This window comes from Yeosuana sp. (assembly GCF_057126245.1).
Genome location: NZ_DBNGMQ010000054.1, coordinates 146,324 through 160,063, shown reverse-complemented (window position 1 = coordinate 160,063; position 13,740 = coordinate 146,324). Strand labels below are relative to the sequence as shown.

At 30.8% G+C, this 13,740-nt stretch carries 12 protein-coding genes; 7 read left to right on the top strand and 5 right to left on the bottom strand.

Translation table 11 applies throughout. The features are described from left to right. The first annotated feature begins 42 nt into the window (after window positions 1-42). The 5 genes from AC15TD_RS07020 (at window position 43) to clpX (ending at window position 5,021) form a co-directional block, all read left to right on the top strand. Window positions 43-903, top strand: a complete 861-nt coding sequence (locus AC15TD_RS07020) for a class I SAM-dependent methyltransferase (protein WP_484451423.1) — start codon at window positions 43-45, stop codon at window positions 901-903. Window positions 904-1,043: 140 nt separating this feature from the next. Then, window positions 1,044-1,397, top strand: a complete 354-nt coding sequence (locus tag AC15TD_RS07015) for a phage holin family protein (protein WP_484451422.1) — start codon at window positions 1,044-1,046, stop codon at window positions 1,395-1,397. Between the two features lie 137 nt (window positions 1,398-1,534). Further along, on the top strand, window positions 1,535-2,863 hold the full coding sequence (gene tig, locus AC15TD_RS07010; RefSeq protein ID WP_484451421.1) for a trigger factor: 1,329 nt from the start codon (window positions 1,535-1,537) through the stop codon (window positions 2,861-2,863). Window positions 2,864-3,040: 177 nt separating this feature from the next. Further along, a complete protein-coding gene (gene clpP / locus AC15TD_RS07005; RefSeq protein ID WP_484451420.1) occupies window positions 3,041-3,715 on the top strand; it encodes an ATP-dependent Clp endopeptidase proteolytic subunit ClpP in 675 nt (224 codons plus the stop codon). 73 nt (window positions 3,716-3,788) lie between these two features. After that, entirely contained in the window at window positions 3,789-5,021 is a 1,233-nt protein-coding gene (gene clpX, locus AC15TD_RS07000; RefSeq protein WP_484451419.1) for an ATP-dependent Clp protease ATP-binding subunit ClpX, read from the top strand. Window positions 5,022-5,257: 236 nt separating this feature from the next. On the opposite strand, the gene AC15TD_RS06995 is transcribed toward clpX, so the two are convergent. Beyond that, on the bottom strand, window positions 5,258-6,772 hold the full coding sequence (locus tag AC15TD_RS06995) for a GH3 auxin-responsive promoter family protein (protein ID WP_484451418.1): 1,515 nt from the start codon (window positions 6,770-6,772) through the stop codon (window positions 5,258-5,260). 42 nt (window positions 6,773-6,814) lie between these two features. Between AC15TD_RS06995 and AC15TD_RS06990 the strand changes: the two genes are divergently transcribed. Continuing rightward, entirely contained in the window at window positions 6,815-7,609 is a 795-nt protein-coding gene (locus AC15TD_RS06990) for a DUF2797 domain-containing protein (protein ID WP_484451417.1), read from the top strand. A 56-nt stretch (window positions 7,610-7,665) separates the two neighbouring features. Here the strand turns inward: AC15TD_RS06990 and rpsU are convergent, their stop codons facing one another. The 4 genes from rpsU to AC15TD_RS06970 form a co-directional block, all read right to left on the bottom strand. Then, window positions 7,666-7,860 carry a 30S ribosomal protein S21 gene (gene rpsU, locus AC15TD_RS06985; RefSeq protein ID WP_166962940.1) on the bottom strand — a complete coding sequence of 65 codons (195 nt, stop codon included), beginning with the start codon at window positions 7,858-7,860 and terminating at the stop codon, window positions 7,666-7,668. 37 nt (window positions 7,861-7,897) lie between these two features. Then, the gene (locus AC15TD_RS06980) at window positions 7,898-8,761 is read right to left on the bottom strand and encodes a sigma-70 family RNA polymerase sigma factor (RefSeq protein WP_484451416.1); all 864 of its coding nucleotides are present in this window, start codon (window positions 8,759-8,761) and stop codon (window positions 7,898-7,900) included. Between the two features lie 111 nt (window positions 8,762-8,872). Next, complete coding sequence (locus AC15TD_RS06975) at window positions 8,873-11,512, bottom strand: AsmA family protein (protein ID WP_484451415.1); 2,640 nt, start codon at window positions 11,510-11,512, stop codon at window positions 8,873-8,875. A 95-nt stretch (window positions 11,513-11,607) separates the two neighbouring features. Further along, the gene (locus tag AC15TD_RS06970; RefSeq protein WP_484451414.1) at window positions 11,608-12,312 is read right to left on the bottom strand and encodes a queuosine precursor transporter; all 705 of its coding nucleotides are present in this window, start codon (window positions 12,310-12,312) and stop codon (window positions 11,608-11,610) included. A 69-nt stretch (window positions 12,313-12,381) separates the two neighbouring features. Here AC15TD_RS06970 and folK point away from each other — a divergent pair, with 69 nt between their 5' ends. After that, window positions 12,382-13,512, top strand: coding sequence for a 2-amino-4-hydroxy-6-hydroxymethyldihydropteridine diphosphokinase (gene folK / locus AC15TD_RS06965; RefSeq protein WP_484451413.1), 1,131 nt, complete (start codon window positions 12,382-12,384; stop codon window positions 13,510-13,512). Window positions 13,513-13,740 lie beyond the last annotated feature (228 nt).

The following is a 13,740-nucleotide window of genomic DNA, read 5'->3' as shown; positions in this document are numbered from 1 at the left end:
CTTTGTCGGGGAAAAAGTTTACTAATGTTATCCAACTGTGATATGAAAAAAACAAAAGAATTAAGAAATTTATGGTATAAATTAAATTCGAATCAAAGATTCGTTATACGAAGATTATACTATTTGCCTATCGATTTGTTTGATAAGTTTACTGGTAGAACAAATAAATATGTTCCTCCAAGAGGATATATATATACGGGTTCACCTTCTAACGCAAAGGATTATATAAAACAAGGAGAATTTCAGTTAGATTTATTAAAGGAGGAAATAAAATTAAAGCCTTCAGATGCTGTTTTGGATATTGGTTGTGGTGTAGGAAGGACGGCTATAGCCTTAACCCAATACCTAAATAAAAAAGGAAGTTATTCTGGGTTTGATGTAGTTGAAGAAGGAATAAATTGGTGTAAAAAAGGAATAGGAAAAGACTTTTCTAATTTTAATTTTCAGTATGTTTCTCTTTTTAATGATTTGTATAATACTTCTAAGAAAAGTGCTATAGATTTTGTTTTTCCATATGTAGATAACAGTTTTGATAAAGTTTTTACTATTTCACTTTTTACTCATATGCAAATTGATGAAATTCAGCATTATTTCAAAGAAATAGAAAGAGTGATTAACGATTCAGGTTTGTGTTTTTCAACTTTCTTTTTATATGATGTTAATGATGAAGACTATATAGCAAGTAGAAAGGATTTTAATTTTCCGTATGAAGGCGATGGTTTTAGGTTAATGAATGAGAATGTTAAATCAGGGAATATTGCAATTGATAAGTCTAAGTTAGATGAAATGTTAAAAATTGCAAACTTGCAAAAAGTGAGAATAATTGATGGGTATTGGAAAGATAATGTGATAGATAAATCCAAAAAAGAATATCAAGATATTGTTGTATTTAAAAAAGCTTAACCTTTTCTTAATTAGATAAAATATCATTTTAAAAAAAAGTTAGTCATTGGTTACATACCGAAAAACCAGAAGATTTTTTTGAGGCACTTATAACATTTGTTGCTTGATTTATTTTGTATCTTTAACTAAAACTTGTAAGTATGAAACTCATAATAAAACTATTAGTAAATGCAATTGCAGTTTTTGCCATATCATATCTGTTACAAGATTATGGCGTTAAACTAGATTCCTATCTAACGGCTATTTTTGTGGCTGTTGTATTGTCTGTTTTAAATCTCATAGTAAAGCCAATCTTGATTGTTTTTACTTTACCGATAACCATTTTAACATTAGGTTTATTTCTGCTTGTTATAAATGCAGTAATTATTTTATTGGCAGATAAGTTAATTGATGGATTTTCAGTTAGTAGTATTTGGATTGCCATACTTTTCAGTATCCTATTATCTATATTGCAATCTATATTGCATTCATTTTTAAATGAAGAAAAAAAATAGCTTAAACTCAAGACGTTAAAACTTTGTTGGGTTGTAAAAAAAATTATATTTTTGCAACCCAATTTTATATAGATAAATTACTGGTTATTAAAGGCCTTATATGTTAAATGCCCGTTTTGGGCTTTATACCAAATAAAATGAATATAACAAGAGAAAACCTTGATGCGTTAAACGCTGTAGTGAAAGTTGATATTGCCAAAGAAGATTATAGCGATAAAGTGGAAAAAATCTTAACAGATTATCGTAAAACAGCTAATATACCTGGTTTTAGAAAAGGGCACGTTCCTATGGGAATGGTTAAAAAACAATATGGTAAGGCTGTTCTGGTGGATGAGGTTAATAAATTGCTGCAGGATGCTTTAAATAAATATTTAACAGAAGAAAAACTAGATGTTTTAGGTCAACCATTACCAAAAACACAGGATGCAATTGACTGGGATACTGATGGGTTTTCTTTTGAATTTGAATTAGGATTAGCTCCAGAATTTGATGTTGAGTTAAAGAGTAAAAAAGCAATCACTCAATATAATATTGTCGCTGATAATAAAATGATTGATGAGCAAATTGAGAACATACAAAAGCAATACGGTAAATTAATATCTCAAGAAATTATTGAAAAGGACAGCGAAATAACAGGTACATTTAAAAATGAAGAGCACGAAATTGAAAATACAATTACGCTAACTTTAGAAAAGTTTAAATCGAAATCGACAGCAAAAAAGTTTATAGGCGGAAAGGTTGGTGATGTTGTTTCTCTTGAAACTAAAGGTCTTTATAATGATGATCATGATTTAATGCATGCCTTAAAGGTAGAGCATGATAAAGTACATGGTTTAGATATTCCTGTAACTTTTACGGTGACTGAAATTAATAAAAGAGAGCTTGCCGACTTAGATCAAGAGTTGTTTGATAAATTGTTTGGAAAAGATACTGTAAAATCAGTAACCGAATTGAAAGATAAAATAAAGGAAGATGCAGAAAAACAATTTGTTCAACAAGCAGATCAAAAATTACTGAATGACGTTACTGAATATTTAGTAGATAATACCAAGTTTGAATTACCAGCAGAATTTTTACAAAAATGGTTACAAACGGCAGGCGAACAACCTTTAGACGATGAGCAAGCTAAAGAAGAATACGAAAAGTCAGAAAAAAGTTTGCGTTATCAATTGATTGAAGGCAAGTTGATTACAGAAAATAATATCCAAGTGACTATCGAAGATATTAAAGGTCATGCAAAAGAAATGATTAAAGGTCAAATGGCTCAATTTGGTCAATTAAACCCTTCTGATAAAGAGCTAGAAGATATCGCTGCAAGAGTATTATCTAATAAAGATGAGGCTAGACGAATTTCGGAGCAATTAATTAGCCAAAAGTTACTTAATCTTTATAAAGAGAAATCAAATTTGAGGGTTAAAGAAGTGACTTACGAAAATTTTGTTAAAGAAGCGTATTCTAAAAAATAAGTATCACATTAATAAATAATAATTCCTTATCTTTAAGCGCTCAATTTTTTCAATTAAGCGCTTATTTTTTTGGTAAATCTTAATTGGGAAAATGTATTTATTTTTTCGTAATTAAGATTTTCTTATACTAAGGAAAACTTAGGATGTCAATTAAAAGTTTAATATTAAAATTTAACAATGGATTACGCTAAGGAATTTGAAAAATTCGCCATAAAAGATCAAGGAATCAGTAGTACGTATTACAACAAAATAATCAGTAGTATGTACCCTACAAGTTTAACACCTAACATTATTGAAGAACGCCAAATGAATATTGCCATATTCGATGTGTTTTCTCGTTTAATGATGGATAGAATTATTTTTATGGGAACAGCTATTAACGATCAGGTAGCCAATATTATACAAGCTCAGTTATTGTTTTTAGAAAGCACAGATGCTTCAAAAGACATTCAAATTTACATTAATTCACCAGGAGGAAGTGTATATGCGGGATTGGGAATTTATGATACGATGCAGTTTATAAAACCAGATGTAGCTACTATTTGTACTGGTATGGCGGCATCAATGGGAGCAGTGTTATTATGTGCAGGAACGAAAGGGAAACGATCTGGATTAACACACTCAAGAGTGATGATTCATCAACCTCTTGGAGGCGCACAAGGTCAAGCAAGTGATATCGAAATTACGGCTAGAGAAATTTTAATCTTGAAAGAAGAACTATATAAAATCATTAGTAAACATTCTGGTCAAGATTACGACAAAGTGTATGAAGATAGCGATAGAGACTATTGGATGAAATCGGATAAGGCTAAAGAGTATGGTATGATTGACGAGATTTTAGCACGTAGTTAAAAAATAATTGTAACTTTATAAATTGAAATTGAGGGATTTATAGAAATTTTTTAATCCCCTTAGAACAAAATTAATGGCAAAAGAAGAATTGGAATGTTCGTTTTGTGGTCGTAAAAAACCTGAAACAAATTTATTAATAGCAGGATTAGATGCGCATATATGTGATAGATGTATAGAGCAAGCGCATGGTATTGTAATTGAAGAATCAAAGCAGACTGATAGTAGTGATTTATTTGCAGAGTTAAAATTACGTAAGCCACAACAAATTAAAGAATTCCTTGACGGTTACATTATTGGTCAAAATATGACTAAAAAAGTCATGTCTGTTGCTGTATATAACCATTATAAGAGATTGTTGCAACCTGTAACCAAAGATGATATTGATATTCAAAAAAGTAATATCATTATGGTGGGTCAAACAGGAACCGGAAAAACCTTAATTGCTAAAACCATTGCAAAAATGCTCAATGTGCCGTTAGCTATTGTTGATGCTACCGTATTAACTGAGGCTGGTTATGTTGGAGAAGATGTTGAAAGTATCTTAACACGTTTACTACAAGCTGCGGATTACAATTTAGAAAAAGCAGAAAAGGGTATTGTTTTTATTGATGAGATTGATAAAATAGCTCGTAAAAGTGATAACCCATCTATTACTAGGGATGTGTCTGGTGAAGGTGTACAGCAAGCTTTGTTAAAACTTCTTGAAGGAACTGTTGTAAATGTTCCACCAAAAGGGGGGCGTAAGCATCCAGATCAAAAATTCATAGAAGTTAATACAGAGAATATATTATTTATTGCAGGAGGTGCTTTTGATGGTGTTGAACGTCATATTTCAAAACGATTAAATATGCAGGCCGTAGGCTATAGTGCTTCGAAATCGGATGAGGTCGTAGACAAAGAGAATTTATTACAATATATTATACCGAAAGATTTAAAAGACTTTGGTTTAATTCCAGAAATCATTGGACGATTACCCGTACTAACTTATATGGATCCGTTAGACGCTAAAACACTTCGCGCTATTTTAACTGAACCTAAAAACGCAATCATTAAACAATATAAAAAATTGTTTTCAATGGATGATGTGGATTTCAGTATTACTGATGGTGCTTTAGATTATATAGTTAATAAAGCCATTGAGTATAAACTTGGAGCCAGAGGTCTGCGTTCTTTATGTGAAGAGATTTTAACAGATGCTATGTTTGAACTGCCTAGCAGTGATCAAAAAATATTAAATGTTAATAAATCATACGCTGAAGGTAAAATATCAAAAACTACGATTAAAAAGTTGAAAGCAGTTTCTTAGAAACGAAATTGAATTTTAAATATAAAAAAACCACTCTAAATGTAGAGTGGTTTTTTGTTTTATGGATGTTAATTAATAATGATTATGCGATATGTTAAAGTAAATGTTCTTAATTATTTTTTAAAAGTATACTTAATAAATTAATGGACAAAGGTTTTAAAAGTATTTTAGATTAATGATCTACATTTTTCGTTTAAAAACTAAAACAAACAGATTTCTTCGATGAATAGAAATCACTAAGTATTTAACCTTAGTAGTTCGTCGATATAATCTCTAGTGTTAGAAAGTCTCGGCACTTTATGTTGGCCACCAAGTTTATTATTTTGCTTTAACCAATCATAGAAAAGATTTTTTCTTGCAATATGTATCAAAGGCTTATTTAGTGTTATATTATTGTAGCGTTTGGCTTCATAGTCAGAATTCAAAGCTTTAAGCGCATTGTCAAAAAGTTCATTAAAGTAATCAATATCTTTTGGCAGCGTTTTAAATTCAATAACCCACTCATGAGCTCCTTTTTCTTTACCTTTCATAAAAATTGGTGCCGCTGTATAATCTACAATTTCAGATTTTGTTTTTTTACAAACCTTTTTTAAGGCATTTTCGGCATTCTCGATAATAAGTTCCTCTCCAAAAACATTAATATGATGTTTTGTTCTTCCAGAAACTTTTATTCTATAAGGGCTAATAGATGTAAACCTTATGGTGTCTCCAATTTTATAGCGCCATAAACCAGCATTTGTGGTAATTATAAGTGCATAATTTTTATGTAATCTAACATCGCTTAGAGGAATCACTTTTTGTTCAGAGGTACCATAAGTATCCATAGGAATAAATTCATAAAAAATACCATAGTCAAGCATAAGTAATAATTCACTTGAATTGTTTTGGTCTTGTATTGCAAAAAAGCCTTCTGAAGCGTTATAAATTTCGTAGTACTTGAAATTAGATTTTGGAAGAATTTTTTTGTACTGATCTATATAGGGTTTAAAACTTACACCACCATGAAAATAAACTTCTAGGTTAGGCCAAATATCAAATAAATTATCTTTTCCGGTTGTTTCTAGGGCATTATTAAGTAATACGAGCATCCAAGATGGGACGCCTGTAAGACTCGTCACATTTTCATTAATGGTTTCATCAACAATCGCCTGCATTTTATGTTCCCAATCACTCATTAAAGATACTTTGTTACTTGGAGTGCTACTAAATTCTGCCCATAACGGCATGTTGTCGATTAGGATAGCCGATAGGTCACCAAATGCAGTACCGTTTTCTCTATAAAGTTCTTTGCTGCCACCAAGACGTAAACTCTTTCCTGTAAACATTTGAGATTCTTCATTGTTGTTAAGGTACATGCAAAGTAAATCCTTTCCGGCAGCGTAATGGCAGTCTTCAAGAGATTCTATACTTACGGGGATAAACTTACTCTTGGCATTCGTAGTGCCGCTGGATTTTGCAAACCATTTTATAGGAGTAGGCCAAAAAATATTAGTTTCACCATTTCGTGATCTATCAATAATATCTTGGTAATCTTCATAGGTTGAAATGGGAACGCGTTCAGCAAATATTCTATAATTTTCTATAGAAGCAAAGTCATATTCCTTACCTATTTGGGTATCTTTAGCTTCTTCTAAAAGATTGAAAAGTAATTCATTCTGCACTTCATTAGGATATTTTAAAAACAATTCAATTTGGTGAAATCGTTTTTTTAAAAACCAAGATGCAATAGAATTCACTAAAGTGGTTGGCATATTTGTATTATCTTTAAGATCTTAAAAATAACACTTTTTTTCATGACTTTTGAAGGCGTTTTAACAAAAATGGAATCTGAGTTTTCAAACCCTATTCAATACTATTTAGTATTTGAAAATGATTTCATAAATATGAATCAGTTAATAGATAAAAACATTAATATTCAATTTGTTAAATATCAATGTTTAAATTGCGGATTAGATAGACCTATTTACAGACAAGGCTTTTGTAAAAGTTGTTTTTTTGAAATACCTCAGGCAGCCGACTGGATTATGAGACCTGAATTAAGTACCGCACATTTAAATAAAGAAGATCGTGATTTAGTCTACGAAAAAAAAGTGCAGTTACAACCGCATATCGTCTATTTAGCGAACTCAAGTAATGTTAAAGTTGGAGTAACCAGAAAAAGCCAAGTGCCAACACGTTGGATTGACCAAGGCGCTCATGAAGCCATTGAAATAATTGAGGTTCCAAACAGATATTTAGCAGGCATTACAGAAGTTGCTTTAAAAGATCATGTGGCCGATAAGACCAATTGGCGCACGATGTTGAAAAATGAAATTCAAGATGAAAATTTAGTTGAATGGCGAGAACGTCTAAAGGCATATATTCCTGATGAAGCTAAAGACTATTTTATAGAAAGTAATACAGAGACTAATATAGGTTTTCCAGTTCTTAAATATCCTGAGAAGCCTAAGAGTTTAAACTTGATTAAACAACAAAAATATTCTGGTAGATTAGTCGGAATTAAAGGGCAATACCTCATTTTTGAAGACGATAGAGTTTTTAACGTACGAGCTAACGAAGGCTTGGTGGTAACGATTTCTATAAATTAAAAATCCCATTTACAAAAAAATTGTAAATGGGATAAATATTTTCTTTCCAAAAATTATTATATGTCTTCTTGATCTCTAATATTTTGAATGTATTCGGCTTTTTGAATTTCACGGCGTCTTTTAACAGAAGGTTTTGTAAAAAATTGACCTTCTCTTAAGTTTTGCATCACTTTAATATTTCGGTGTTTTCTTTTGTAACGTTTTAAGGCACGTTCAATGTTTTCGCCTTCTTTTATTATAATTTTAAGCATATATAGTCTTTAGTTAATGAAATTATTTCTTTTAGGATTACCCTAAATATGTTTTTAATATTTTACTCTTTGATGTGTGACGTAATCTACGAATCCCTTTTTCTTTAATTTGTCTTACACGTTCTCTTGTTAAACCAAAAGATTCGCCAATTTCTTGCAGACTCATAGGGCTATTGTTATTAATACCAAAGTAATGACGAATTACGTCAGATTCTTTTTCTGATAGCATATCTAATGCACGATTTACTTCAATATTTAAAGAATCATTCATTAAATTATTATCTGGCTGTGGTGAATCTTTTGTGTTTACAACATCATAAAGGTTTGATGTTTCACCTTCTTTTAACGGCGCATCCATAGAAACATGTCTACCAGAAATTCTCATAGATTGTTTGACATCACTCAGCGTAAGATCTAAGTTATTGGCTATTTCCTCAGCACTCGGTGCTCTTTCATGAGTTTGTTCTAAGAAAGAATAGGCTTTGTTTATTTTATTTATAGATCCAATCTTATTTAAAGGTAATCTTACTATTCTAGATTGTTCTGCTAAAGCTTGAAGAATGGCTTGTCTAATCCACCAAACAGCATAAGATATAAATTTAAAACCTCTTGTTTCATCAAAACGTTTAGCTGCTTTTACTAAGCCAGCATTGCCTTCATTTATTAAATCTGGTAATGTTAAACCTTGATTCTGATATTGTTTAGACACTGAAACTACAAAACGTAAGTTAGCAGTTGTAAGTTTATCTAAAGCCTCTTGATCTCCCTCGCGAATTCTTTGTGCTAATTCTACCTCTTCTTCAGCTGTTATTAACTGGATTTTACTAATATCTTGAAGATATTTGTCAAGTGACTTAGATTCTCTGTTGGTAACTTGTTTCGTAATTTTTAATTGCCTCATATATTATTGAAAAGTTTAAAGTTATACTTCTTACAACTTAACTTTTTTATCGAGAAAACCTAATAATTACGTTTTTTTTATTTTAAAAAAGTCTAATAAGATTAAAAATTGTTAATTTATGGTGTCTTTTTTCTTTTTCTTGCTGCCTAGAAGCCCTCCAAGCACATTTTTAATTTCTTTTTGAACCGTGCTACTTGTATTTGTGTTTGTTGAATCAACGTTTGTTGTTTGAGTTTTAGTTGAATCGGTTTGGGTTGTTTTCTTGTTACTTTCTAATAAACCACCAAGTAAATCGGTTACTTTCCCTTTACCTTGATTAAGTAATTTTTGCTTTTCTATTTCAATCAATTTATTAGTTAGGCTTGACACACTACTTGAAAGGTCTGTTTTAACCGAAGGGTTAATATAAGTTCCACTAATATTGGCGGTAATAGGAATTGAAAGGTTGTTGGTTGAAGCATCATCAATTTTACCAATTAACCTATTAACATCACTGCCTAAATATTTGGTAGGCACGTTAAACACGGCGCTATAAGACAATGTTTTATCAAAATTATGATTTCCTGAAACTTCTATATCTATGTCTTGGTATTTAATTGTAAATGGTTTTACACTGACGTTTCCATCACTAAATTCAAATTTAGTTTTTAAATCTTTAAGGTTTAGTTTTTTGAAATCGATAAAATTCAAGGAGGTCCCTAATTTATTTAAAACTTCAGCATTTAAAGGGTTCACTGTAGAAGATAATAATTCTGCGAAAGCACCTCCCGAAATCGAGTTTAAGTTAGGCGTAAAATCATCCCCCAATGCGCCTTTAATATTTAAAGTAGAATTAAATGTTCCTTGAATTGCTTTAGCAATAGGCGCTATATTTTGTAAGAGTTCAAAACCTTGAAAGGATTGCCCAACGTCGAAACTATTAATACCTAAATCCATATTAAATGTTGGTATGTCCGCTTTAGTTGACACTAAACCTGTAACCGATAATTCACCATCAAAAAGGGACGAGGTCATGTTTTGTAAGATGGCCTGTTCATCTTTAATGATTAACGTGCCTTTTACATTTTTTAATTTTAAATTATCATATTCAACTGTCTTAGCCTGTGCATTTATGGTGCAATCTAAAAATGTAGGTATTTTAACAGTGCTATTTGATGGCTTGTTTTCAGTAGTTTCTGGTTGTTCATCAGTCATAAAATCGCTCACTGCAAAAAGATTAGAATTCAAATTAAAATAACCTTGAAGTGGCTTGTCGCTTAATAAAAAGCCTAACAATCCTTTAATAGTTCCGGTAGCATTTAAATCGCTCTTACCTGTTTTCGCATTAAACTGGTTAAGACTTACGTTTCCGGTATTGAAGGTTATTTTGGCATCAGAAATTTGAATAGGATTTGCCAACGCGTCAGAAGACATATTAAAATCACTAACACTCATAACACCACTATTTTTTATACGACTATAAGCATTCGATTCAATAGCATCCATATCAAAGGCTGTATTAACTTTCGCTTTTAGAATACCACTCAATTTATTATATAATTCTAAGGGGTATACTTTGGTTATGTTAGCAAGATTTAAAACACCATCAATATTTGCATTTACAAGCATATTTCCGGTAAGGTTTTTAATGGTTGCAGACGATTTGAAAATATCTTGATCTATTTTAAAATTAAGTGTATTGATGTCTATGTAAGTGTCATCAATGTTTCCAGTTGTGTTTTTTATTGAAGTGTTAATGTTTATGTTTTCAACACGCTTGGGCAAATCAGGGTATTTAAAAGACGCATTGTTTGAAGTAATATTGATATCAAGGTTTGGTATGGTTTCTTCTGAAACAATACCTTTTATAAGTCCTTTAATTTTAAAATCACCAGTAGTTTCAACGGTTTCAATATTTTTCGAATAGCTTTCAGGAATCACAGCTAAAAAATCTTTAAAAGTCGATTCAGGGTTTTCAAAAGTAATATCAACCTCTTGGCTATCTTCTAACATTTTTACATAGCCACGAAATTCTACAGGTAATTGGTTGATAAAACCTTTATTCTCTTTAAACATGTATATGCTGTTATCTAAATCTAGACCAATCAAAGCATCCAATTTTATGTGATTGTTGTTTAAATAGTTTGTACTATCCATGCTGATACTTACATTGGCTTCACTTTTAGTATCTAATTCTGATTTTTCTGCAGAGAAAATACCGTTACCTTCATGGTTTAATTCTGATATATAAATTAAGGTTTTAGAGGCCTCATCTATATATGTTATGGCGCTATTTTTTATGCTATAATCTTTAATGTCGAATGAAAAATTACTGCCTTTCGTATCAGTTTCTGTAAGCGTACTATCCACTTTTGCAATAGTGTAATTGGTATTGCCAAACTTATCAGATTTTAGAGTTAGTAAAGCCTCATTAACTGTGATAGAATTAATTATAATAGGATCTTCATTCGCATTTTTGAAGAGTTCTTTAATAGACATAGTAAAGGAAATATCTTTAGCCGTAGTGAATACCTCGTCTTTAAACGGTTCGAAATTGGTAATTTTTAAATCACTTACAGATACCGACGCTTTTGGAAAGTTGCGAATAAAACTTAAACTAATATCACTAAACTCAACTTGAGCATGTAGGTTATCATTAATAAACCCTTTAACGGCATTTTTAATTTGTGACTGAAACACAAAAGGGATGGTTATCAATAAAATAATAAGAATAAGTAAGGTTGTGCCAGTAATTTTTAATGCTTTTTTCATATAAAATGATTCTAAGAATATATACGCAAAGATCGGGCTAAAAGTTGTTTATGCTTTTTTTTAATAAGGTACGGATTACAAAAGTATAACAAACATTATACTAAATTTATTTCCTCATTCACTTTTAAATTAAACCGTCTTCTAAAGAGATAAACCCCTAAATATAAAAAAGGTGTATCAAAAAAAGCAATTAACGCTTTAAATATAAAACCCGCCACAAGTAACCCTTCAAATTTGCTCCATTCAATAATATCAAAGGAACACAGTAAAATCAAAATGGTAAACGTGTCTACAAACTGCGATGAAAAGGTTGAAAAATTATTACGGAGCCATAGCATTTTTCCTTTAGTGAGTCGTTTCCAAAAATGATATATTTGAATATCAATAAATTGAGCAAACAAATAAGCAAGCATACTGGCAAAAACAGCTATGGCAGTATTTCCGAAAACGGTAGAAAACATAGTGTTCCCTACGGGAGACCAACTGGTAGCAGGTACAGCGTTTGAAACATAAACAATCGATAATGAAAATAAAGACGCGAAAATACCTATAACAACAATATCATTAGCGCGTTTTTTTCCATAAATTTCACTTATTAAATCAGTAATTAAAAAGGTGATGGGATAGGGTAAAATGCCTACTGAGATTTCAAAAAGTTTCGTGCCAAAAATTTCAAGATGAAACGGATACCAATAAAAGAATTTTTGAAAAATTAAATTGGAGACCACTAAAGAGGTAATAAACAAACCTCCTAATAAAAAGTAAATACGTTGAGCCGCAAGCTTATTTCTTAATGACATAGAAACTTATTAACAGTTTACGCAAATATAAGTTAAAGTGATTTTCTTTTAGTTATTTTGTTATCAATTATGATTCAGTCTCACATCGTATATATATCATTAGGTAGTAATAAAGGGGATAGGTTTAAAAACCTCCAAGACGCCATTAATCTTATTTATTTAAAAATAGGAAAGGTCGATATTATTTCAAAAGTATATAACAGTCCTGCGTTTGGTTTTGAAAGTGCCGATTTTTTAAATACATGTATTCGATTAATAACAAAGTTACCGGCTGAGGAGGTTCTGAAAGAATTGCTTAATGTAGAAAAGCGTTTAGGCCGTATTCGTTCAAAAAAATCAGGATATGAAGCGAGAATAATAGATTTAGATATTATCTTTTATGAAGATGACATTATTAAGACGAAGTCGCTTATAGTCCCTCATCCAGAAATGCATAAACGCAAGTTTGTAATACAACCTTTGTATGATATTGCTCCAAAAATGATACACCCGAAAACGAAGCAAAGTGTTACAGAATTGTTAGAAGGCTGTAAAGACCAAAGCAAATTAGAACCTATTAATATTTGGTTAAAAAACCCTAGCAGGAAATATGATTTTTCAAAGTATAGCTATATCGCTATTGAAGGGAATATTGGTGCAGGAAAAACGAGTTTAGCAAATAAGATAGCAGATGATTTTAATGCAAAACTCATTTTAGAACGCTTTGCAGATAATCCCTTTTTGCCGAAGTTTTATGAAGATGCGCAACGCTACGCCTTTACGTTGGAAATGTCGTTTTTAGCAGACCGCTACCAGCAAATCTCTGATGATTTATCACAACTTGATTTGTTTAAAGATTTTATTGTGAGTGATTACGATGTGTTTAAATCTTTGATTTTTTCAAAAATAACCTTGCCAGAAGATGAATTTAAGTTATACAGAAAGTTATTTTATTTAATGTATAAAGACATCGCAAAGCCAGAACTATATGTGTATTTATATCAAAATACGCAACGACTTCAAGAAAATATAAAGAAACGAGGGCGCGATTATGAGCAAAACATTGCCGATGAGTATTTAGAAAAAATTAATGCTGGTTATTTAGAATTTTTAAAAAGCCAGACAGATTTTAATGTAAAAATTATTGATATTTCTAATAAAGATTTTGTTAGTAACCGTGAAGATTATTTAAGCGTTTTAGATGTTATTTGTGGGGCATAATATTTGGTGCGCTTATCGTGTTTGTATAAGATTAGTTGCATATTTCAGCAACTAATTTTGGCAAATACAAACTGAATAAAAAATCCGCAAAGATTTTCGTAAGTAGGCTAGAACTAGCAATTAAATTTATACGGTGTTACCACACGTTTTTATACGATTATTCTTTTTTTAAATTCATTCTTTCGCATAAAAGACAATTATGTTGGTTATAGCAAAGGGTTTAATGAT